The sequence below is a fragment of the Pseudomonas sp. LBUM1646 genome, from assembly GCF_059716165.1.
The window spans coordinates 5,163,119-5,185,000 of the sequence record NZ_CP166810.1 but is presented as its reverse complement, the minus strand read 5'-3'; the positions used below and the strand labels follow the sequence as shown (position 1 = coordinate 5,185,000).

General features: G+C 58.1%; 18 protein-coding genes and 2 rRNA genes (1 of these 20 running past the window's edge). 14 read left to right on the top strand and 6 right to left on the bottom strand.

Going from position 1 to position 21,882, the window contains the following annotated elements; translation table 11 throughout:
• Positions 1-434: ribosomal RNA gene (locus ACA071_RS23595) — 23S ribosomal RNA — on the top strand (it extends 2,458 nt beyond the left edge of the window).
• Between the two features lie 151 nt (positions 435-585).
• Positions 586-701, top strand: a 5S ribosomal RNA gene (rrf, locus tag ACA071_RS23590).
• A 155-nt stretch (positions 702-856) separates the two neighbouring features.
• On the opposite strand, the gene ACA071_RS23585 is transcribed toward rrf, so the two are convergent.
• Entirely contained in the window at positions 857-2,167 is a 1,311-nt protein-coding gene (locus ACA071_RS23585) for a lysozyme inhibitor LprI family protein (protein WP_497641352.1), read from the bottom strand.
• Between the two features lie 351 nt (positions 2,168-2,518).
• Between ACA071_RS23585 and ACA071_RS23580 the strand changes: the two genes are divergently transcribed.
• The 4 genes from ACA071_RS23580 to ACA071_RS23565 all read left to right on the top strand — a co-directional run bounded on the left by ACA071_RS23580 (position 2,519) and on the right by ACA071_RS23565 (position 7,727).
• Positions 2,519-4,123, top strand: coding sequence for a response regulator (locus ACA071_RS23580; protein ID WP_497641351.1), 1,605 nt, complete (start codon positions 2,519-2,521; stop codon positions 4,121-4,123).
• Positions 4,120-4,809 (top strand): sensor histidine kinase, encoded by a 690-nt coding sequence (locus ACA071_RS23575; RefSeq protein WP_497641350.1) that lies wholly within the window; start codon positions 4,120-4,122, stop codon positions 4,807-4,809. The genes ACA071_RS23580 and ACA071_RS23575 overlap by 4 nt, the downstream gene beginning before the upstream one ends.
• A 227-nt stretch (positions 4,810-5,036) precedes the next feature.
• Entirely contained in the window at positions 5,037-6,278 is a 1,242-nt protein-coding gene (locus ACA071_RS23570) for a glutamine synthetase family protein (RefSeq protein ID WP_497645375.1), read from the top strand.
• A gap of 69 nt (positions 6,279-6,347) precedes the next feature.
• Positions 6,348-7,727: an MFS transporter gene (locus ACA071_RS23565; protein ID WP_497641349.1), complete on the top strand. Its 1,380-nt coding sequence runs from the start codon at positions 6,348-6,350 to the stop codon at positions 7,725-7,727.
• A 65-nt stretch (positions 7,728-7,792) separates the two neighbouring features.
• Here ACA071_RS23565 and ACA071_RS23560 read toward each other — a convergent pair whose 3' ends face one another.
• From ACA071_RS23560 to flgA, 4 genes are all read right to left on the bottom strand, one after another.
• Entirely contained in the window at positions 7,793-8,539 is a 747-nt protein-coding gene (locus tag ACA071_RS23560) for a flagellar brake protein (RefSeq protein WP_497641348.1), read from the bottom strand.
• Positions 8,540-8,629: 90 nt separating this feature from the next.
• Entirely contained in the window at positions 8,630-9,097 is a 468-nt protein-coding gene (locus tag ACA071_RS23555; RefSeq protein ID WP_497641347.1) for a flagella synthesis protein FlgN, read from the bottom strand.
• 48 nt (positions 9,098-9,145) lie between these two features.
• Complete coding sequence (gene flgM / locus ACA071_RS23550; RefSeq protein ID WP_497641346.1) at positions 9,146-9,472, bottom strand: flagellar biosynthesis anti-sigma factor FlgM; 327 nt, start codon at positions 9,470-9,472, stop codon at positions 9,146-9,148.
• Between the two features lie 149 nt (positions 9,473-9,621).
• On the bottom strand, positions 9,622-10,383 hold the full coding sequence (gene flgA / locus ACA071_RS23545; RefSeq protein WP_497641345.1) for a flagellar basal body P-ring formation chaperone FlgA: 762 nt from the start codon (positions 10,381-10,383) through the stop codon (positions 9,622-9,624).
• An 85-nt stretch (positions 10,384-10,468) separates the two neighbouring features.
• Here flgA and ACA071_RS23540 point away from each other — a divergent pair, with 85 nt between their 5' ends.
• The 6 genes from ACA071_RS23540 (at position 10,469) to flgE (ending at position 15,578) form a co-directional block, all read left to right on the top strand.
• Positions 10,469-11,401: a chemotaxis protein CheV gene (locus ACA071_RS23540; RefSeq protein ID WP_497641344.1), complete on the top strand. Its 933-nt coding sequence runs from the start codon at positions 10,469-10,471 to the stop codon at positions 11,399-11,401.
• Positions 11,402-11,447: 46 nt separating this feature from the next.
• A complete protein-coding gene (gene cheR, locus ACA071_RS23535; protein ID WP_054054816.1) occupies positions 11,448-12,275 on the top strand; it encodes a protein-glutamate O-methyltransferase CheR in 828 nt (275 codons plus the stop codon).
• A 338-nt stretch (positions 12,276-12,613) separates the two neighbouring features.
• Positions 12,614-13,021, top strand: coding sequence for a flagellar basal body rod protein FlgB (gene flgB / locus ACA071_RS23530; protein WP_169373539.1), 408 nt, complete (start codon positions 12,614-12,616; stop codon positions 13,019-13,021).
• Between the two features lie 3 nt (positions 13,022-13,024).
• Positions 13,025-13,468 carry a flagellar basal body rod protein FlgC gene (flgC, locus tag ACA071_RS23525; protein ID WP_133840425.1) on the top strand — a complete coding sequence of 148 codons (444 nt, stop codon included), beginning with the start codon at positions 13,025-13,027 and terminating at the stop codon, positions 13,466-13,468.
• 15 nt (positions 13,469-13,483) lie between these two features.
• Complete coding sequence (gene flgD / locus ACA071_RS23520; RefSeq protein WP_497641343.1) at positions 13,484-14,212, top strand: flagellar hook assembly protein FlgD; 729 nt, start codon at positions 13,484-13,486, stop codon at positions 14,210-14,212.
• A gap of 31 nt (positions 14,213-14,243) precedes the next feature.
• Entirely contained in the window at positions 14,244-15,578 is a 1,335-nt protein-coding gene (gene flgE, locus ACA071_RS23515) for a flagellar hook protein FlgE (RefSeq protein ID WP_497641342.1), read from the top strand.
• Positions 15,579-15,836: 258 nt separating this feature from the next.
• Here flgE and ACA071_RS23510 read toward each other — a convergent pair whose 3' ends face one another.
• Positions 15,837-18,731: a ribonucleoside-diphosphate reductase subunit alpha gene (locus ACA071_RS23510; RefSeq protein ID WP_497641341.1), complete on the bottom strand. Its 2,895-nt coding sequence runs from the start codon at positions 18,729-18,731 to the stop codon at positions 15,837-15,839.
• A gap of 734 nt (positions 18,732-19,465) precedes the next feature.
• Here ACA071_RS23510 and ACA071_RS23505 point away from each other — a divergent pair.
• Together ACA071_RS23505 and ACA071_RS23500 are read left to right on the top strand one after the other, a co-directional pair.
• The gene (locus ACA071_RS23505) at positions 19,466-20,191 is read left to right on the top strand and encodes a response regulator (protein WP_497641340.1); all 726 of its coding nucleotides are present in this window, start codon (positions 19,466-19,468) and stop codon (positions 20,189-20,191) included.
• Positions 20,188-21,798, top strand: a complete 1,611-nt coding sequence (locus tag ACA071_RS23500) for an ATP-binding protein (protein WP_169373545.1) — start codon at positions 20,188-20,190, stop codon at positions 21,796-21,798. Before ACA071_RS23505 ends, ACA071_RS23500 begins: the two co-directional genes overlap by 4 nt.
• Positions 21,799-21,882 lie beyond the last annotated feature (84 nt).

The window sequence follows — 21,882 nt, the reverse complement described above, 5'->3', positions numbered from 1 at the left end:
AGTTCATATCGACGGCGGTGTTTGGCACCTCGATGTCGGCTCATCACATCCTGGGGCTGAAGCCGGTCCCAAGGGTATGGCTGTTCGCCATTTAAAGTGGTACGCGAGCTGGGTTTAGAACGTCGTGAGACAGTTCGGTCCCTATCTGCCGTGGACGTTTGAGATTTGAGAGGGGCTGCTCCTAGTACGAGAGGACCGGAGTGGACGAACCTCTGGTGTTCCGGTTGTCACGCCAGTGGCATTGCCGGGTAGCTATGTTCGGAATAGATAACCGCTGAAAGCATCTAAGCGGGAAACTAGCCTCAAGATGAGATCTCACTGGGACCTTGAGTCCCCTGAAGGGCCGTCGAAGACTACGACGTTGATAGGTTGGGTGTGTAAGCGCTGTGAGGCGTTGAGCTAACCAATACTAATTGCCCGTGAGGCTTGACCATATAACACCCAAGCAATTTGCGTCGAAAGGCCAGATTGCGGTGTGTGAAGACGCAATGAACCGAAAGTTCGCAGCAAAAAAACACACAAATCTGTCACATACCCATTCGCTGGAGCGTAAACCGAAAGGTGAACGACCTGGCTACCGAATTTCTTGACGACCATAGAGCATTGGAACCACCTGATCCCATCCCGAACTCAGCAGTGAAACGATGCATCGCCGATGGTAGTGTGGGGTTTCCCCATGTGAGAGTAGGTCATCGTCAAGATTAAATTCCGAAACCCCTATCTGCGTATCCAGGTAGGGGTTTTGTTTTGCCCGCAGGAAAGTGGCGCGGTGAAAAGCGAAAATAAAAAAAGCCCCATCAGAATCAACTGATGGGGTTTTTTGCGTCCGCAAATCGAAAGGATCACGGGCAACCAACTAGCCGCCGTTGTCCCCCTCGACTTTACCCTGAGAGGTGGCCACATTGGTCATTCGGCGTTTGCCATTCACTTGGTAGGTAAGTTCGGTTTCCTCTCTATCTGGTTTACGCAGCACCAGTTGCGCTTCCAGTCCATTCTTGGCGCTGTAACCCCCAAACCAATCCATCATTCTTCCGATGTAGCACTGGTTCCTAATGACGACAGGCAGATCCCCGACAATTTCAAAAGTGTAGTGTCCAGGGCCATAACCGTAATAGGCACCGTCACCTTCCCCGGAAAGGGGAATAGGGCAGAGGGGTTCTTTCTGTTCGCCTACATCTTTCGCTTCTGTTTTGCTGATTTTGCCCAATGCCTGAGTGAGTGCCCGATGCAGGGCATCGTCCAAAGTAATGCTCGTGTCGCTGGCTTCATCTTTTTGAGTCTTGGGGACAGACAGTTCATATCGGTAGTGAACCGTCACAATGGGCACTGCGCCTGTTATCTCGAGAGGATTGAGGAGATAAAGCTGATCAACACCGTAGTAGCTGTTTCGGTAGGCTGCATACACACGGCCACGAAGGTTTATCCAGTCCACGGACTGGTTTGCTCCACGATCATTGATGGAAAGAAGGGAGCTGCCAGAACTCGACTCAGAATCGAGAGCACTTGTCCTCCTGACAAACACATCTCCCGCGCGGTGATATGTTTCTACGTAAGAAAATAAGCCAGTGCCACCTGTGTAGGTGTCGACGATAAGATCCCGCCGTCCATCACCGTCCAGATCCATTAAGGTATAAGAGCTTTTCCCGGACTCGCTGGCCCCTTCAATTTTGGAAGCGGTGAGAGCCTTCCACTCATCTTTCGTAACACCCTTTGGAGTCGTCTTTGGAAAATGAGCTTCATCTGCAGAGGCGTCTTCATCTTCCACATCTGAGAACTGAGAAGTGCCTGTTTTGATCGCAAGCAATTCAAGCGTTCGCTCCAACGGAAATTCCGTATTGGCGTTACTCGCTGTTTGTATGGCTTGTCGCAGATCTTCTGCAGCTAACTTGTCGACGTCTAAAGGTTTGTAGGCGGCGGCTTCACTCAATTGCTTTTGCAATGACTGAACGCGCTCGCGGTAGCTCTGATCGAGGCAAGCCTGATTGTCGGCACACTGATCGCGCGTTTTCAGCCATATGCGCTGGGCTTTTCTCAGTTCAGGCTGTGCCTGAAGGTTGGCATGGACCAACGCGCGGTAAGCCTCTCCCATTTGCGTATCCAGTGCATACAGCGCTGTACTCGCGCAGATGGTTTTCTCAACGGCGCTTGCCGCTTTTGTACAGTCCATTCCAGTCGCCAGTGCATGCGGGGTAGATAGCAGAGCACAAGCAGACAAAATGCAGCGTCCTTTGGTGTACACAGTAATCAGACCTTGAGTTCATAGAATAAGTACGTCGCAAGCCAAGTGTGCATCAAGGCCAGCATCGGCGCAGCCCAATGCACGTTTATACGCCCACCGCTTCAAGGGAATGCCACTACTGGCCGATAACCCGAACGGTCGCTGTTCTCTTTGCGTGCGGCAACTAGAGAAATCGCTTGATAGCCTTTGGCCTGCAGTTATCATCTGCGCGCCAAAAGGGGCAGCGAAGCTGTGTATCTGTCTTTGGGTTGTTCTTCTTAAATTGCCTGGAAATCTTCGATGCTGTCGTATCACCAAAAGAGTTTTCTGATCGTCGATGATTTCTCGGATTTCCGCAGCTCCGTCAGGTCCATGCTGCGGGAACTGGGCATCAAGGATGTCGACACCGCTGATACCGGTGAACAGGCGCTGCGCATGTGTGCGCAGAAGTCCTACGATTTCATCCTGCAGGATTTTCACCTGGGCGATGGCAAGAAGAACGGTCAGCAGGTGCTCGAGGACCTGATGATCGAGAAGCTGATCAGCCATGAAAGCGTATTCGTCATGGTCACTGCCGAGACCAGTCAGGCCATGGTACTCAGTGCCCTTGAGCACGAGCCCGATGCTTACCTGACCAAACCGTTCAACCGCTCTGGCCTGGCCCAACGACTGGAGCGGCTGGTACAGCGCAAGACGTTGCTCAAGCCGATCCTGCAGGCGCTTGATCGCGGTAAACCGGTCGAGGTGCTCAACGCTTGTATCGCGTTGTGCAAACAGGACATCCGCTACTCGCCGCTGTGCCTGCGTTATCGCGCCGATGCCCTGCGCGACCTGAACCAGAACGAGGCGCTGGAGCGTCTCTACGACAGCATCATTGCTGATCGGCCTTTGCCATGGGCGTTTGCCGGGCTGGGCAAGTTGTTGTTCAAACGCGGGCAGGTCGGCCAGGCGAAAGGCGTTTACGAAAAAGCGCTGAAGGTGTTTCCGATGATGCCTGCGCTCTATGACGGCATGGCTGATGTGCTGGTCGCCGAAGGCGATACCAAGGGCGCTCAGCGTGTGTTGGAGGAAGCCATTCGACTGTCGCCATTGGCAGTGCGCCGGCAAGCATTGCTGGGTAAGTTGGCGATGACCAACGAAGATTTTGACACGGCTTCCAAAGCTTATCGTCAGGCAGTGGCGCAAGGTGCCCAGTCCCGCTTCAAGGATGCGGAAAGCAACCTTGGCCTGGCCCATGCCTTGATCAGCAAAGGCAGTGAAAAGGGCCTGGATACCCGGACCCGTCTGGAAATCAACACGACCCTCAGCGCGGTGGCCAAGGAAAACCCTTCCGACCCCGGCCTGCAGATTCGTGCGCGGCTGATGAAAGCCACCAGCCTGCTGCTCAATGATGCCGAGACCGCCGAGAAGCTCACCGAACAAGCAATGATGCGCCTCGATGGCATGGAGCAATTCATGAGTGCCGAAGCGGCGCTGCTGGTGGCCAAGCAACTGCAAATGCTCGGGCAGGCCACTGCAGGTGCGTCGATGCTGAAAAACTGTGCAGAGATCTACGGTGACGACCCTTCGGTGATGAAGGGCATCGCCAAGTTGACCGACGACCCGACGATCCTCAATGCCGGTAACGCTGCTGCCGATCTCAACCGGCAGGGCGTGCGGGTGTACAAGACCGGCAACCTGGTGGAAGCGCGAGACGTGTTCCGCAAAGCCCTGGCGCTGCAACCAAAGAACATCAGTATTGCGTTGAACATGGCGCAGTCGCTGCTGCATGGCACTGACGCCAGCGCTCCTTCGGTGGAACTTGAAGAGTGTCGAGCCTGCCTGAAAACGGTTGGCCTGATGCCCGATACCGACCCGCGTTTTTCCCGTTATCAGAAGCTGCGAAGCAAGGCGTTTGGCGAATGAGCGACAGCGAACAGGCACTCGATTTCTCTACGGTAATCGCCTCTACTGTGCACGACATGAAAAACTCTTTGGCCATGTTGATGCAGGCCCACAGCCAATGGCTGGCGCGCTTGCCCGATCAGCAGCATTCCAGGGAGCAGGGTGTCATCGACTTCGAATTCGCCCACCTCAATGGCATGCTGGTGCAGTTGCTGGGGCTCTATAAGCTCGGCGTCAACCAGATGCCGTTGCAGCCGGCTTACCATGAACTGGATGACTTCATTGAAGCGCAATTGGCGGCGCATCAAGAGGTGTTCACCAGTCGCGGCATCATGGCGACGTACGAAGTCGATCCGCTGAGCCCGTTGGGCTTCTTCGATCGGGAACTGGTCGCTTCGGTGCTGGCCAACTGCATCAACAATGCAATCCGTTACGCCCGTGATGCGCTGTTGATCACCGTCAGCGATGATGCTGGTCAGTTGGTGATCATCATCAACGACGATGGCGAGGGCTATCCGCCCGAGATGATCGAACGCCAGGCCGATTATGTGCAGGGCATCAACCACAGCACCGGCAGCACAGGCCTGGGCCTGTACTTCGCCGGACGGATCGCGGCGCTGCATCAGCGCAATGGCGTCGGCGGCTATACCCGAATCAGCAATGGCGGCCCGCTGGGTGGTGGCGTCTTCAGTCTCTACCTGCCCTGACGTCGCCTTTACCGCTTTACGACCTTGTCCTGCTTTTTGTTCGCCGATGCTTGATATTCCGAACGGGTGGAGCCTATTTTGTACGGGTCGCCGTTCGCGGCTCGCACAACAACAAGGATTGCGTCATGACAACCGATGGCCAGCGTTCACTCGCTCAGCGATTGACGGGCATTGATGAGATTGAATGTGTCACGCCGGATTTGAACGGCGTACCACGGGGCAAAGTAATGACCGCCGAGGGTTTCCTCGAAGGGCGACGGTTGCAGATGGCGCGGGGAGTGCTGCTGCAATGCATCATGGGCGGATATCCGCCAGCGCGCTTTTACGGCAGCGATGACGGCGACCTGGCGCTGGTGCCGGACCCTGCGCAGATCCATCGCTTACCCTGGAGCAAACAGCCCCGGGCGTTCGCCATTTGCGATGCGGACGAGCTGACCGGGGAGAGTTCCTCGCTATCGACTCGCGGGCAACTCAAAGCCGTTATCGCCCGATATGCCGCACGAGGCCTGGCGCCAGTGGTGGCAACCGAACTCGAGTTCTTTGTCTTCGCGCCTAACCCTGACCCGACGCAACCGTTCCAGCCGCCGGTGGGTTTGGACGGGCGTCGCGAGGACGGTCATTCGGCGTTCAGTGTCAGTTCCAATAATGGATTGCGGCCGTTCTTCAGTGAAGTGTACGAATGCATGGCAGCCCTGGGCTTGCCCCGCGACACCTTCATGCACGAGATGGGCGTCAGTCAGTTCGAGATCAATCTGCTGCACGGTGATCCGCTGTTGCTGGCCGACCAGACCTTCCTGTTCAAGCACCTGCTCAAGGAAGTCGCGCTCAAGCACGGCCTGACGGTGGTGTGCATGGCCAAGCCGTTGGCCCACACGCCGGGCAGTTCGATGCACATTCACCAAAGCATCGTCGAGATCGGCAGCGGGCGTAACGTGTTCAGTGACAAGGCCGGGGAACCGACGGCGACCTTCCGTCATTTTATCGGTGGTCAACAGGCCGGCATGGCAGACTTCACGGCCTTGTTTGCGCCGAACGTGAATTCTTACCAGCGCCTGTGCCACCCGTTCGCGTCACCGAATAATGCCTGCTGGTCCCACGACAATCGGGCTGCGGGTTTGCGCATTCCGGCAAGTTCGCCGGTGGCCCGTCGGGTCGAGAATCGCTTGCCCGGCGCGGATGCCAACCCGTACCTGGCGATTGCCGCGAGCCTGGCTGCGGGGTTGTACGGTATCGAAAACGAACTCGAACCAAGCGAGGCCATCCAGGGCGAATTCGTGGTGCCGGATAATCTTTCGTTGCCATGTACCTTGCACGCAGCCCTTGAACGTCTGAAACGTAGCCAATTGGCGAAGGAACTGTTTGGCAAGGAGTTCATCGAAGGCTACATCGCTTCGAAGTCCATGGAGTTGACCAGCTTCTTTGATGAAATAACTCCCTGGGAACGGCGTGTTTTAGCAGCCCAGGCCTGACGATCCGTCGTCTTCGGGCTATCGTTTTCGATAGCCCGATCCCACTGCAAGGAGCCGCTCGGAACGCCGATGCGCCAAATCTGGAAATCCTTTCGAGCACTGTATTTCGCCTCGCTGATGATGTTGATCGGCTCTGGTCTGTTAAGTACCTATCTGGCCTTGCGCCTGGCCGCCGACCATGTGGATGGTCTATGGGTCGGTGCGTTGATGGCGGCCAACTATTTTGGCCTGGTGCTGGGCGGCAAAATCGGTCACCGATTGATTGCCCGGGTCGGGCATATTCGCGCTTACGCGGCGTGTGCCGGGATCGTCGGCGCGGCGGTGTTGGGCCACGGCTTGATCGACTGGCTGCCCGCCTGGCTGTTTCTGCGGGTCATCGTCGGCCTGGGCATGATGTGCCAGTACATGGTGATCGAAAGCTGGCTCAATGAGCAGGCGGAGGCCAAGCAACGTGGCCTGGTGTTCAGTGGCTACATGATTGCCTCGTACCTGGGGCTGGTGTTGGGTCAATTGATCCTGGTCCTGCACCCGGCCCTCGGTCTGGAACTGCTGATGCTGGTCGCCCTGTGCTTCGCGTTGTGCCTGGTGCCGGTGGCCCTGACTCGACGCATTCACCCGGCGCCTTTGCATCCGGCACCGATGGAGCCACGGTTCTTTATCAAGCGCGTGCCACAGTCGTTGAGCACGGTGTTGGGCGCGGGGTTGATCGTCGGCTCGTTCTACGGCTTGGCGCCGCTGTATGCCTCGCAGCAGGGGCTGTCGACCGAGCAGGTCGGTCTGTTCATGGGTAGCTGCATTTTTGCCGGGCTGGTGGTGCAGTGGCCGTTGGGCTGGTTGTCCGATCGTTATGACCGGGCGCTGCTGATCCGCACGTTTGCTTTTTGCCTGGCACTGGCCGCGTTGCCGCTGGCGATCATGCAGCAGGTGCCGCTGGAGGTGCTGTTCATCGCCGGGTTCCTCTGTTCGCTGGTGCAGTTCTGCCTGTACCCGTTGGCGGTGGCGTTTTCCAATGACCACGTCGAGGGTGATCGCCGGGTGTCCCTGACGGCGATGTTGCTGGTGACCTACGGTGTCGGCGCCAGTATCGGGCCGCTGGTGGCCGGGGTGCTGATGAAACTGTTCGGTAGCCACATGCTGTATGCCTTCTTCAGTTTCTTCGCGCTGGTGCTGGTGTGGCGGATTCGCCCGAAAGCGGTGACCAATCTGCATGTGGTCGACGATGCACCGCTGCATCACGTGGCCATGCCCGATAGCATGTCGAGTTCACCGCTGGTGGCGGCCCTCGACCCGCGGGTGGATGAGCAAGTGGTGCAGGATCAGATGCAGAATCCGATCGAGCCGGAACCAGAGCCTGAACCCGATCCAACTCCGGAAGAGCCGACAGATCCGCAAGATCCCGAAGACCCGGACAGCGGTCGCGAACAAAGCTTCACCGAGGCCAGGCCTTAAAATCGAGGCATAAAAAAACGGGCAGTCACCGCAAGGGACTGCCCGTTTTTTATTGCCGCGGCGTATTACATGTCGTCTTTGTCGAAGCGCCGGGCTTCGCGTTGCAGCTGGTAGACGAAGCGCTCCACCTGCCGTTGCACCAGGCCGCTCATGTTGTGAAAGCGGACGCCGGCGAAGGTGGTGGAGATTCTTTCTTCGAAGTGCAGGTAACGCAGTTCAACCGGGGCGGTCATGCTGCCGAAGGGCAGGGCAGCGACGAAACGGTCGTAGACCTGGCCCAGTTGCAGGCTGGAGGTGATGTCGCCCTCGAAGCGCAGCTTGCAGCCGGTGGCGGAGATGTCCAGCAACTTGCCGTTGACCGGTGCCTTGAGCTTTTCTCCGCCCAGTTCGACATTGACCAGTTGTGCCAGTTTCAACGCCGCACGAAAGGCATTGCGACGCTGGTGGTAGACCACTTCGGAAGGCAGCGCACCACGATAGCAACGACCGCCACCGGACTCGTCGATGGTCAGCGGACCGTTGCTGTCCCAGGCAATGCGCACGCCGTCATGGAAGCCTTCGACCCGAAAGGGTTCGCCGGCCAGCAGGAAGCGTTCACCATCGCGGGGGATCATTTCATCCAGGGCCATCATGTTGCTGTCACGATCGAGGTCCACCAGATAGCTCTGGAAACGCTGGCTGCGTTCGTGGAACGTGATGATCAGCGGATCATGGCTGTCTTGCAACTGGCGAAGGTTGCCGGAGATTTCCAGGGGTGTGGTGAGCACCTTGGGTGGTTGCGGAGCGTCTTCCGCGCTTGAGGCATTGAACACGGTTCATCAATCTCCAGACAAAATATGACTACTAGCCAGCATTCTGCCAGCATGTTTCGCGTCTTGATAGGGTGTGCTCAATTGGCGGACTCATGCCTGACTGAGCGGGCGTGGCTTCGCAAGCTTGGCGGTTGAGCCGCGGGCATCATAGAGCGCTGGAGGTTCGCCACCGGTGAGGATTTTCAGCTGATTGGCCGTGGCGGCCTGCTGCATCAGGATCGACTGGCCATTCTTGACGTTGGCCGCCTGGCATTGAGCCAGAAGATCGGTCAGTACGTCGCTCTGCTCCAGCAACTGATCGCCGATGCTCGAATGGCTGGCGAGTTGCTCCAGGCCGTGGCGATCGATGGGCAGGTTGAGGCTGGCGAGGATTTCGCTGCGCTTGCGGCCATGCTGTTCGAGCAAAATGATCAATGCCTGTTTCTGCGCCAGAATCTCTTCGAGCAGTGGCATGTCGCGACCGTGCAAGGCGAGGGACTCGGTTTGCAGTAACTCCAGCAAGCGTTGCGCTGGAGCAAAGTCGTCGGTGATCAGTTGCAGTAGATTAGTGTCGTGCATGGCTGGCCTTGGGTTTTAAGCGTCCAAAAGCCTGGCGCAGGCGATGGCCTAGCGCTGGGCTTCGAAGTTGAGCAGTTTGCTGGCTACACGGCTGCTGTCGACTTTATAGCTGCCATCGGCAATCGCTGCTTTCAACTCGGCCACACGGGCGTTGTCGACGGCAGGCTGATCGCGCAGCTTGTCAGTGACCTTCTGCAACTGTTGAGCCTCATTGCTGAGATGTACCGATTCCCCGCTTTTGACGGTACTGGCCTGTTCGGCCGGGGTAGTCAGCGGCGCGGATTTGCCGGCGTCGGCGGTTTCCTTGGCAACGCTGGTACGTGTACTGCCCGTAAGTGACGAGGAGCTGTTCAAACGGCTGAAATCGATGACCATGATAAAAAACCTCTGGGTATTTGGACGCTTGCCATGTTTTCGGCAATACCTGCGAAAACTTTAGGCTCATTTATTCAATGAGCTGCATGCGCCAGCGCTGCTTGGGCACAGTTTAGGTAACAGCCTGCCAGAGCGCCATAGCTTGTCCTCTACATAGACACTTCCACCTGGCCCGGCGCGGTGACTTGCGCCTTGATGACTCGCATGGAATTGAGGTTTTTAACCCGTATTTGCTCGGCCAGCCCGCCATTGGAGAGCGCTTCACCCGGCATGCGCACACTGAGCGTACCACTGCGGGCGGTAATCACCACCTGGTCGCCTTTGCGCACCACTTCTGCTTGTTCCAGATGGACGAGGGTAATGACCTGATCGCCGACCGTTGGTCGGGTAAGTTTCTGTCCGATGGCCTGGTCGACCGAGGTGAAATACCCCTGGTTGATCAGACTGATGTCCCGCTCGCGCAAAGTGACGTCGGCAGGTTCGATAATGCCCGCGCGCTTGAGAGGGCGGGTGGTAGTGACAACGTCTCGAAACAGGCGCACTTGAGCGGGTACGAACACTGTCCACGGGGAGCTGCCCTCGCAGCGAACCTTGACTGTAACCCGGCCGATCGGGGTGGCGGGGCTCTCCAGTGAGGCTGTCAATTCCTTGTCGCACATGGGCATGCGCAGGCGTGGATCGAGCTGTTTGACCTCGATTTCGTAGCGACCTTCCGTTTGACTGGTAGCGAGATAGTCTTCTACGGTGAATTCAAGAAAGCCCTGAGTGACGCCGATAAGCATGTCAGGCAAGGTAACCGCATCAGCAACGGCAGGGCTGCCAACGGGTAAAAAGCAAACGGCCGACACCACGCAAAGCAATTTGCGGTAGTTTGATGTCAGGCGTCGGAAAAATGTCGTTTGTTCGTTCATACGGGTTAAAAAGCAAGCGCCGTGCCGTTTAGTGATGAATGTGCGTCGCAACACAACTTAGCGTTGTTGGTGTAGGAGTCTGGGCATGGCTGGTGTAATGGATTCGGTAAACCAGCGCACGCAACTGGTAGGGCAGAATCGCCTGGAGCTGTTGTTGTTCCGTCTCGACGGCCAGCAACTGTACGGGATCAACGTGTTCAAGGTTCGTGAGGTGCTGCAATGCCCCAAACTGACCTTGATGCCCAAGTCCAGTCCCGTCGTGTGCGGTGTGGCAAATATTCGTGGGGCGACCATTCCTATTCTGGATCTGGCGATGGCGACCGGTTCCGGTCGGTTGCTCGATCAAAGCAATCCCTTCGTGATCATCACGGAGTACAACACCAAGACCCAGGGTTTCCTGGTCCGGTCGGTAGAGCGCATCGTCAACATGAACTGGGAGGAGATTCATCCGCCACCCAAGGGCACTGGACGCGATCATTACCTCACGGCTGTGACTCGGGTCGACAATCAGTTAGTCGAAATCATCGACGTCGAAAAGATCCTGGCGGAGGTTGCACCGACACCGGAAGCGATTTCGGTCGGTGTGGTCGATGTCGAAACCCAGCACAAGGCGTTGTCCTTGCGGGTGTTGACGGTCGATGACTCGTCGGTGGCGCGTAAGCAGGTCTCGCGTTGCCTGCAAACGGTCGGCGTCGAAGTGGTGGCGTTGAACGACGGTCGGCAGGCGCTGGATTACCTGCGCAAGCTGGTCGATGAGGGCAAGAAGCCGGAAGAAGAGTTCCTGATGATGATTTCCGACATCGAGATGCCGGAGATGGACGGGTACACCCTGACGGCCGAGATCCGCAACGACCCTCGCATGCAAAAGCTTCATATCATCCTGCATACTTCGTTGTCGGGTGTGTTCAATCAGGCGATGGTCAAGAAAGTCGGTGCCGATGACTTCCTTGCCAAATTCCGTCCTGATGACCTGGCATCCCGGGTAGTCGACCGGATCAAAGCAGCAGACATCAGCTAGGGGCCTTTTGCCCCTGGCGGTCAACACGATTTAAGAGGCGGTATCTTTGTCTACGGGTAATTTGGATTTCGAACAGTTCCGGGTCTTCCTGGAAAAAGCCTGTGGCATTTTGCTCGGTGAAAACAAGCAGTACCTGGTTTCGAGCCGTCTCAACAAACTGATGGAACAGCAAGGCATCAAGTCCCTGGGTGAACTGGTCCAGCGCATCCAGACCCAGCCGCGCAGTGGTTTGCGCGAAATGGTGGTGGATGCCATGACGACCAACGAAACCCTGTGGTTTCGTGACACCTATCCGTTTGAAGTCTTGAAGAACAAGGTGCTGCCCGAAGCGATCAAGGCTGCTCCCGGTCAACGCCTGCGCATCTGGTCGGCAGCTTGCTCGTCGGGCCAGGAACCGTATTCGTTGTCGATGTCGATCGACGAGTTCGAGCGGACCAACATGGGCCAGTTGAAGATGGGTGTGCAGATTGTTGCCACCGACCTGTCCGGCACCATGCTGACCAACTGCAAGACCGGCGAGTACGACAGCCTGGCGATCGGTCGCGGCTTGTCACCCGAACGCCTGCAGCGTTTCTTCGACCCGAAAGGGCCGGGCCGCTGGGCGATCAAGGCGCCGATCAAAAGCCGGGTGGAATTTCGCTCGTTCAACCTGCTGGACAGTTACGCGGCCCTGGGCAAGTTCGACATCGTGTTCTGTCGCAACGTGCTGATCTACTTCTCCGCCGAGGTGAAGAAGGACATCCTGTTGCGCATTCACAGCACGTTGAAGCCGGGCGGTTATCTGTTCCTTGGCGCTTCCGAGGCGCTGAACGGTTTGCCGGATCATTACCAGATGGTCCAGTGCAGCCCGGGGATCATTTACCAGGCGAAATGATTCGCTGGCGGTAGCAAAAAACGGGAGTCCTCAGGGGCTCCCGTTTTTTTATGCCTGCCGCTTTTGCATCACGTAGGAGCTGCCGCAGGCTGCGATCTTTTGATCTTGATTTTAAAAACCAGGATCAAAAGATCGCAGCCTGCGGCAGCTCCTACGGGGCGGCGCGCGATTCAGGAAAGCGGCAGAAAAGCGGCAGACGGCGGAAATCGGTTGCCGCTTTTCTGGCATTGCCGCCTTGCCGATGCCCGCAAAGCCCCGGTTTACGGGGTTTTTTGAATTGGCACGCCGCTTGCTATGTTCCAGTTACGAAAAATCAGGTCACCCGAAGGTTTCCCGACATGAGCATCAGCTTCGATAAAGCGCTCGGTATCCACGAACAAGCCCTGGGCTTCCGCGCCCAGCGTGCCGAAGTCCTGGCCAACAACATCGCCAACGCCGACACCCCGAACTACAAGGCTCGGGATCTGGACTTCTCCAAAGTGCTTGCCGCGCAGAACGAGAAAACCAAGAGCGGTTCTTTCGCCTTGAACATGACCAACAGCCGTCATATCGAAGCTGAAGGCCTGGGCAATGGCGACGAGTCGCTGTTGTATCGCACGCCGATGCAACCGTCGATCGACCAGAACACCGTGGACGCGCAACTGGAACAGTCGAACTACGCGGAAAACGCCGTCGGCTTCCAGGCCAGCTTCACCCTGCTCAACAGCAAATTCAAAGGGCTGGTTTCAGCCCTGCGTGGAGAGTAAGTCATGTCCCTCGCCAGTGTTTTCAACATCGCCGGTAGCGGCATGAGTGCCCAGACCACTCGCCTGAACACCGTCGCCTCGAACATCGCCAACGCCGAAACCGTCTCGTCGAGCATCGACCAGACCTATCGCGCCCGTCACCCGGTGTTCGCCACCATGTTCCAGGGTGGCCAGAGCGGCGGCAGCGATTCGCTGTTCCAGAGCCAGGACGCCGCCGGTCAAGGTGTGCAAGTGCTGGGCGTGGTCGAAGACCAGAGCAACCTTGAAGCGCGCTACGAGCCGAACCATCCGGCCGCCGACGCCAAGGGCTACGTCTACTACCCGAACGTCAACGTCGTCGAAGAAATGGCCGACATGATTTCCGCGAGCCGTTCGTTCCAGACCAACGCCGAAATGATGAACACCGCCAAAACCATGATGCAGAAGGTCCTGACCCTCGGTCAGTGATAAGGGGCGACTCAGATGAGTGTTACCGATTCCACCAGCGGCCTCAGCATCAACGACATCCTGGCGAACTCTTCCGTCAAGACGAGCAGCTCCACGGGTGACGGCATTGCCTCCGCGACCAATAGCGCGACCGGCAGCCAGACGCTGGGCAAAGATGCGTTCCTGCAATTGCTGGTGACCCAGCTCAAAAACCAGAACCCGCTGGATCCGCAGGACAACAGTGCGTTCGTGGCGCAGTTGGCGCAGTTCAGCAGCCTGGAAGGCATTACCACGCTGAACGACACGGTCAGCTCGATCGCCGGCAACTACAACTCTTCCCAGGCATTGCAGGCTTCGTCCCTGGTTGGCCGTTCCGTGATCGTGCAGACCAACAATATCCAGATCGATGATCCGACCAAGCCGGTTAACGGCTCGGTGAACCTGACTTCGTCGATCGCCAGCGGCACCGTGACCATTGCCGACAAAGACGGCAAGACTGTCAGAACCATCGACTTGGGCTCCCGGGCCGTCGGCAGTTCCAGCTTCACATGGGATGGCAAGGATTCGAGCGGCACCGCCGTTCCGGTCGGCGCTTACACCATCAAGGCCAGTACGCCGATCGACGGCAAGGCGACGGATCTGGCGGTGTACCTGCCGGCCACGGTCAACAGCGTGACCCTCAGCCAGACGGGTGGCGAGCTGATGCTCAACCTCGCGGGCCTGGGCCCGGTCGCCCTGTCCAAAGTTCAAACCATTGGTATATAGAGCCGACTAACCCGGCACAAAGGAGTGGAATATGTCTTTCAATATCGGCCTTAGCGGTCTCTATGCAGCCAACAAACAACTGGACGTGACCGGTAACAACATCGCCAACGTCGCGACCACCGGTTTCAAATCCTCCCGTGCAGAGTTTGAAGACGTCTACTCGGCGACCAAGCTCGGCAGCGGCAGCAAGGTCGTCGGCAGCGGCGTGCGCCTGTCCAACGTTTCCCAGCAGTTCACCCAGGGTGACGTCAACAACACCGGCAACGTGTTGGACATGGGCATCAACGGTTCGGGTTTCTTCACCCTGAGCAATAGCGGTTCGTTGTCGTACACCCGTAACGGTACGTTCAAGGTCGACAAGGACGGTTTCATCACCAACAGCGACCAGACGTCCCGCCTGCAAGGCTACGGCGTGGATGCCAATGGCAAGATCATCAATGGCGTGCTGACTGACCTGAAACTCGACACCTCGAACCTGGCGCCGAAGACGACTACGTTGGTGACTTCGTCGATCAACTTGAACTCGACATCCTTGCCGGTTGATAACACGGTGGCCACGGGTGTTCCATTCGACCCGACCAAGACGGCGTCTTACACCAAACAGTTCACCACCCCGATCTATGACAGCCAGGGCAACATGCACCCCATGGATCAGTACGTGGTGAAAACCGGTGCCAATACCTGGAAGGTCTACACCCTGGTGGACGGTCGTAACCCGGACGCGACTGGCAGTGATCCAACCGTCACCCCTCCGGTAGCCTCGACGCTGACATTCGACACCAATGGTAATTTGCTGCAGGTGAGCACGCCCCCGATCCCGCCGGCTACGACCCCGACCATCAGCAGTGACCTGAAAATGACTGGCTGGGTGCCAGGCACCGTGACCAATGGCACCTGGAAGGCCAACGGCGCTGGGGCCAACCCGGGTGGCATAACCATTTCCATGGCCAAGACCACTCAGTACAACGCTGACACCTCGCGTACGATTCCGACCCAGGATGGTTACGCTACCGGCCAGATCACCAACCTGACCATCGACGGCACCGGCACCTTGTTCGCCAACTTCAGCAACAATCAGAACAAGGCCATCGGCCAGGTTGCGCTGGCCAGCTTCACTAACGAACAAGGCTTGCAGGCGGTTGGCGGCACCAGCTGGAAAGAGACCTTCGCCTCGGGTATCCCGGGCTACGACGCTCCGGAAACCGGCACCCTGGGTTCCATCCAGTCCAACTCCCTTGAAGAGTCCAACGTCAACCTGACCAACGAGCTGGTCAACCTGATCAAGGCGCAAAGCAACTACCAGGCGAACGCCAAGACCATCTCCACCCAGAGCACCATCATGCAGACCATCATTCAGATGACCTGATGCCGGTTGGGTTGTAGCGGTTTACCAAGAGCCCCTCACATGAGGGGCTTTTTTGTGGTTGTCAGTTATGGATCAAAAGATCGCAGCCTCGTTTCACTCGACAGCTCCTACGTTGAAATGCGATCCCGTGTAGGAGCTGTCGAGTGAAACGAGGCTGCGATCTTTTGATCTTGAAGAGGGGGCAAAAGAAAACCCCCGACCAGCCAGAGGCTCATCGGGGGTTTCAGGTAAGCGCCTTGCAGCGCCTACCGGCTCAGCTTATTGGCAAGCTTCGCAATCCGGCTCGTCGATGGCGCAAGCCTTCGGCACTGGAGCTGGACCTGCCGGAGCGGCCAGGACCGAATCTTCGCCATGGTTGCCGCCGCTGGAAACAGCGTTCAGCTTGCCGGTGTTGATGGTCGACTTCTCGGTGCTGGTCGCGGCCAGGGCACGGAGGTAGTAAGTGGTTTTCAGGCCACGGTACCAAGCCATGCGGTAAGTCACGTCCAGCTTCTTGCCCGAAGCGCCGGCGATGTACAGGTTCAGCGATTGAGCCTGGTCGATCCACTTCTGACGACGGCTGGCCGCGTCAACGATCCACTTGGTGTCCACTTCGAACGCGGTCGCGTAGAGCTCTTTGAGTTCTTGCGGGATGCGCTCGATCTGCTGCACGGAACCGTCGTAGTACTTCAAGTCGTTGATCATGACCGAGTCCCACAGACCGCGAGCCTTCAGGTCGCGAACCAGGTACGGGTTGATCACGGTGAATTCGCCCGACAGGTTCGATTTCACGTAGAGGTTCTGGTAGGTCGGTTCGATCGACTGCGATACACCAGTGATGTTGGCGATGGTCGCGGTCGGTGCGATGGCCATGATGTTGGAGTTACGAATGCCTTTCTGAACGCGGGCACGAACCGGTGCCCAGTCCAGGGATTCGTTCAGGTCAACGTCGATGTACTTCTGGCCGCGTTGCTCGATCAGGATCTGTTGCGAATCCAGCGGCAGGATGCCTTTGGACCACAGCGAACCCAGGAACGTCTCGTAAGCGCCGCGCTCGTCAGCCAGGTCGCAGGAAGCCTGGATCGCGTAGTAGCTGACCGCTTCCATCGACTTGTCGGCGAACTCGACGGCAGCGTCGGAACCGTAAGGGATGTGCTGCAGGTACAAAGCGTCCTGGAAGCCCATGATGCCCAGACCGACCGGACGGTGCTTGAAGTTGGAGTTCTTCGCTTGTGGCACCGAGTAGTAGTTGATGTCGATAACGTTATCGAGCATGCGAACGGCGGTGTTCACGGTGCGTTCCAGCTTGGCGGTGTCCAGCTTGCCGTTGGTGATGTGGTTCGGCAGGTTGATCGAGCCCAGGTTGCAAACGGCGATCTCGTCCTTGTTGGTGTTCAAGGTGATCTCGGTGCACAGGTTCGAGCTGTGGACCACGCCCACGTGCTGCTGCGGGCTGCGCAGGTTGCACGGGTCTTTGAAGGTCAGCCATGGGTGGCCGGTTTCAAACAGCATGGACAGCATTTTGCGCCACAGGTCTTTGGCCTGGATGGTCTTGAACAGCTTGATCTTGCCTGGGTACTGGGACAGGGCTTCGTAGTACTCGTAACGCTCTTCGAAAGCCTTGCCGGTCAGGTCGTGCAGATCCGGAACTTCGGATGGCGAGAACAGGGTCCACGGGCCGTCATCGAAGACGCGCTTCATGAACAGGTCAGGGATCCAGTTGGCGGTGTTCATGTCGTGGGTACGACGACGGTCATCACCGGTGTTCTTGCGCAGCTCGATGAACTCTTCGATGTCCATGTGCCAGGTTTCCAGGTAGGCACACACAGCGCCTTTGCGCTTGCCACCCTGGTTAACGGCTACGGCGGTGTCGTTCACTACTTTGAGGAACGGAACAACGCCCTGGGATTTGCCGTTGGTGCCCTTGATGTACGAACCCAAGGCACGAACCGGCGTCCAGTCGTTGCCCAGACCGCCCGCGAATTTCGACAACATGGCGTTGTCGTGGATCGCGTGATAGATGCCCGACAGGTCATCCGGCACGGTGGTCAGGTAGCAGCTGGAGAGCTGTGGACGCAGGGTGCCGGCGTTGAACAGGGTCGGGGTCGAGGACATGTAGTCGAAGGACGACAACAGGTTGTAGAACTCGATCGCACGGTCTTCTTTATTCTTCTCTTCGATCGCCAGGCCCATGGCCACGCGCATGAAGAAGATCTGCGGCAGTTCGAAACGCACGCCATCCTTGTGGATGAAGTAACGGTCGTACAGGGTTTGCAGGCCCAGGTACGTGAACTGCTGATCGCGTTCGTGGTTGATCGCCTTGCCGAGTTTTTCCAGGTCGAAGGTGGCCAGGATCGGGTTCAGCAATTCGTATTCGATACCTTTGGCGATGTACGAAGGCAGGGCCTTGGCGTACAGGTCAACCATTTCGTGGTGAGTCGCGCTTTCGGCAACTTCCAGGAAGCTCAGGCCTTCGGCACGCAGGGTGTCCATCAGCAGGCGGGCGGTCACGAACGAGTAGTTCGGCTCACGCTCAACCAACGTACGGGCGGTCATCACCAGTGCGGTGTTGACGTCGGTCAGGGCCACGCCGTCGTACAGGTTTTTCAGGGTTTCGCGCTGGATCAGGTCGCCGTCGACTTCTTCCAGACCTTCGCACGCTTCGGTGACGATGGTGTTCAGGCGGCCCATGTCCAGAGGAGCAAAGGTGCCGTCGGCGCGGGTGATGCGGATCGACGGGTGAGCGTTGACTGCTTCCTCGGCCGGTGCGTGGGCAGCGCGTTCTTTCGAACGACCGTCACGGTAGATCACGTAGTCGCGGGCCACTTTCTGCTCGCCGGCACGCATCAGGGCCAGTTCGACCTGGTCCTGGATTTCTTCGATGTGGATGGTGCCGCCCGAAGGCATGCGACGCTTGAAGGTCGCGGTGACTTGTTCGGTCAGGCGGGCAACGGTGTCGTGGATTCGCGACGAGGCAGCAGCGGTGCCGCCCTCAACTGCGAGAAACGCTTTGGTGATGGCGACGGTGATTTTGTCATCGGTGTAAGGAACGACAGTGCCGTTACGCTTGATCACGCGCAGTTGGCCAGGCGCGGTGGCGGACAGATCCGAAGACGAATCAGCAGCCTGCGGCAAGGTGCCCTGCGGGTTCTCGCGAGTTGTGTCGGTTTGCATGGGGGGTTGTCTCCACATTCTCTATGTTTGTTTGGGCACCATCACGGTGCCCACCGTTCTGTCCTGAAGCACTACAACCGACGGGTGTCGGGCATAACGACTTCTGGGCAGTAGGAAAAAGGCTAATAACGCAGCTTCCTTGCCGAAGTCTTTGGCTGCGAGCCTGGGCTCGAAACCGGATTCCTTTCTGGGTGCCAGTTATGACTGCAACACCCGTACCGTTCTGGCCGCACAGGCCTGAAAAAACGGTGCCATCCACTTGTGTGGTTTGGGCTTTGAAAATCTCGCTTGGTTCAACCGTAAACAGGCAATAAAGCGCTTGAGTTTCTGGTCTGAAATGTGGTTGGGCTTTTAAGCTAAAACCCTACATGTAGGGTTTTTTTAGCGCCGGGGTACAAGATAGTGCGTTTTGGGGAGTGTTGCAACGTACTACCTGTGGATAAACCTGTGCGTAAATTGTGGGTGAAAGGTGGAACGAGCGTGTAAGCCGCGACGCTGCTGGATCGAGCCGTTTTTCATCGATTTTCAATGATTGAAAACAGCCGTTTGGATTTTTAAGGGCGCGAACCCTACCACATAATTCCTGGTTGTCCGAACGCATTTGCCGACTTGTTTTCTCTGCGGCCGGCGTTTATACAATCGGCCGGTGCACACGCATTCTTATCCTCCCCAATCATTACAAAAAGACGGGCGGATCCTTCCTTATTAGTGTTGTTGGCAAGCAGAGGTCACCCGTGGAGCAGCAAGAAGCCTGGCAGGTATTGATTGTCGAGGACGACCAGCGTCTGGCCGAACTGACCCGCGATTATCTGGAAGCCAATGGCCTGCGCGTATCCATCGAAGGCGATGGCGCACTGGCCGCCGCACGGATCATCAAGGAGCAGCCGGACCTGGTGATCCTCGATCTGATGCTGCCCGGCGAAGACGGGCTGAGCATTTGCCGCAAGGTGCGCGACAAGTACGACGGCCCGATCCTGATGCTCACCGCCCGCACCGACGACACCGATCAGATTCTCGGCCTGGACCTGGGCGCTGACGACTACGTCTGCAAACCGGTGCGCCCGCGCTTGTTGTTGGCGCGCATCCAGGCTTTGTTGCGCCGCAGCGAAGCGCCGGAAGTGGCCCCGGAAAAACTCCGGCGATTGCAGTTCGGCCCGCTGGTGGTGGACAACGCGTTGCGTGAAGCCTGGCTCAATGACCACGGCATCGAACTGACCAGCGCCGAGTTCGACCTGTTATGGCTGCTGGTGGCGAACGCCGGGCGCATCCTGTCCCGGGAAGAAATCTTCACCGCCCTGCGCGGCATCGGCTACGACGGCCAGGACCGTTCCATCGACGTGCGCATCTCACGTATCCGCCCGAAAATCGGCGATGACCCGGATCATCCACGGCTGATCAAGACCGTGCGCAGCAAAGGTTACCTGTTCGTGCCGGAAGCCTGCGTAGACCTGCCGCTGTGAATTCGATCTTCCTGCGCATCTACGGCGGCATGTGCGCGGCGCTGATCCTGGTGGCGGTGCTCGGCGTGCTGGCGTTGCACCTGCTCAACCAGGTGCGCAGCGAGCAATACCGCGAACGCCTGGCCCACGGCACGTTCTCGCTGATGGCCGACAACCTGCAACCGATGAACGAAACCGAGCGCCATCGCGCGTTGCTGGTGTGGGAGCGCCTGCTGGGCATTCCCCTGGCGTTGCAAACCTTTTCTCAGACCGACCTCGACCTGACCCAGCGCACCCGCGTGCTGCGCGGCCAGGCGCTGGTGGAACAGACCGGGCCGCATGCGGCGAAGGTTTACCGTTTGGTCAGTGACAAGGAACAACTGGTGCTCACCGGCGAAGTCCAGCAGATCAGCGAACAACTGGCCCGGGCGACCATTTACCTGTTGGCCGACGAACTGGTGCGCTACCCGGTCGCCGAACAACCCGCACGTTTGGCGCAATTGAAGGAAGACAAAGGCTTTGGTTTCGACCTGAGGCTGGTCAAGGTCGAGCAGGCGGACATGGACGAGGATCAGAGTCGTCGGGTGTCCGAAGGCGACACGGTGATGGCGCTGGGCAAGGGCGGCGATTCGATCCGGGTGTTTGCCGGCATGGTCGGCACGCCGTGGGTGCTGGAAATTGGCCCGCTGTTCCAGATGAACCCTTATCCACCGGAGTGGCTGGTGCTGATCGCCGCGTTTAGCCTGACGCTGATCGGTTTGATCGTTTACCTGTTGGTGCGGCAACTGGAGCGCCGCTTGCGTGGTCTCGAAGCCGCCGCCACGCGCATCGCCAAGGGCAGCCTGGAAACCCGCGTGCCGGCACGCGGCGCGGATTCGGTCGGGCGCCTGGCCTCGGCGTTCAATGGCATGGCCGAGCACCTGCAGCAGTTGCTGGCGATTCAGCGTGAACTGGTGCGCGCGGTGTCGCACGAACTGCGCACCCCGGTGGCGCGCCTGCGGTTTGGCCTGGAAATGATCGGCTCGGCCACCACGCCCCAGGCCCTGGAAAAATACCGCGAAGGCATGGACCACGACATCGAGGACCTCGATAAATTGGTGGACGAGATGCTCACCTACGCCCGGTTGGAGCAGGGTTCACCGGCGCTGAATTTCCAGCGGGTCGATCTGGATGCACTGGTCAATCAGGTGATCGAAGAGTTGGCGCCGTTGCGCGCGGAAGTCACGGTGCAGCGCGGGTTGTGCCTGTCGGCCGCCGATTGCGACGATGCCTGGGTCGAAGCCGAGCCGCGCTACCTGCACCGCGCCTTGCAGAACCTGGTCAGCAACGCCATGCGCCATGCGCAATCGCGGGTGACCGTGAGTTATCAGGTGGGGCAGTTGCGCTGTCGCGTGGATGTCGAGGATGACGGGCCGGGCGTGCCGGAAGTGGCCTGGGAGAAAATCTTCACCCCGTTTCTGCGCCTCGATGACAGCCGCACCCGCGCGTCTGGCGGGCATGGCTTGGGTTTATCGATTGTGCGGCGGATCGTCCATTGGCACGGCGGGCGGGCGCTGATCAGCAAGAGCAAAAGTCTGGGTGGGGCGTGCTTCAGTTTGAGTTGGCCGCGCAATCAGGAGAAGCGGTAAGGCTTAACAAGTACCTGTAGCAGCTGGCGAAGCCTGACGAACACCTGTAGCAGCTGGCGAAGCCTGCGTTCGGCTGCGAAGCAG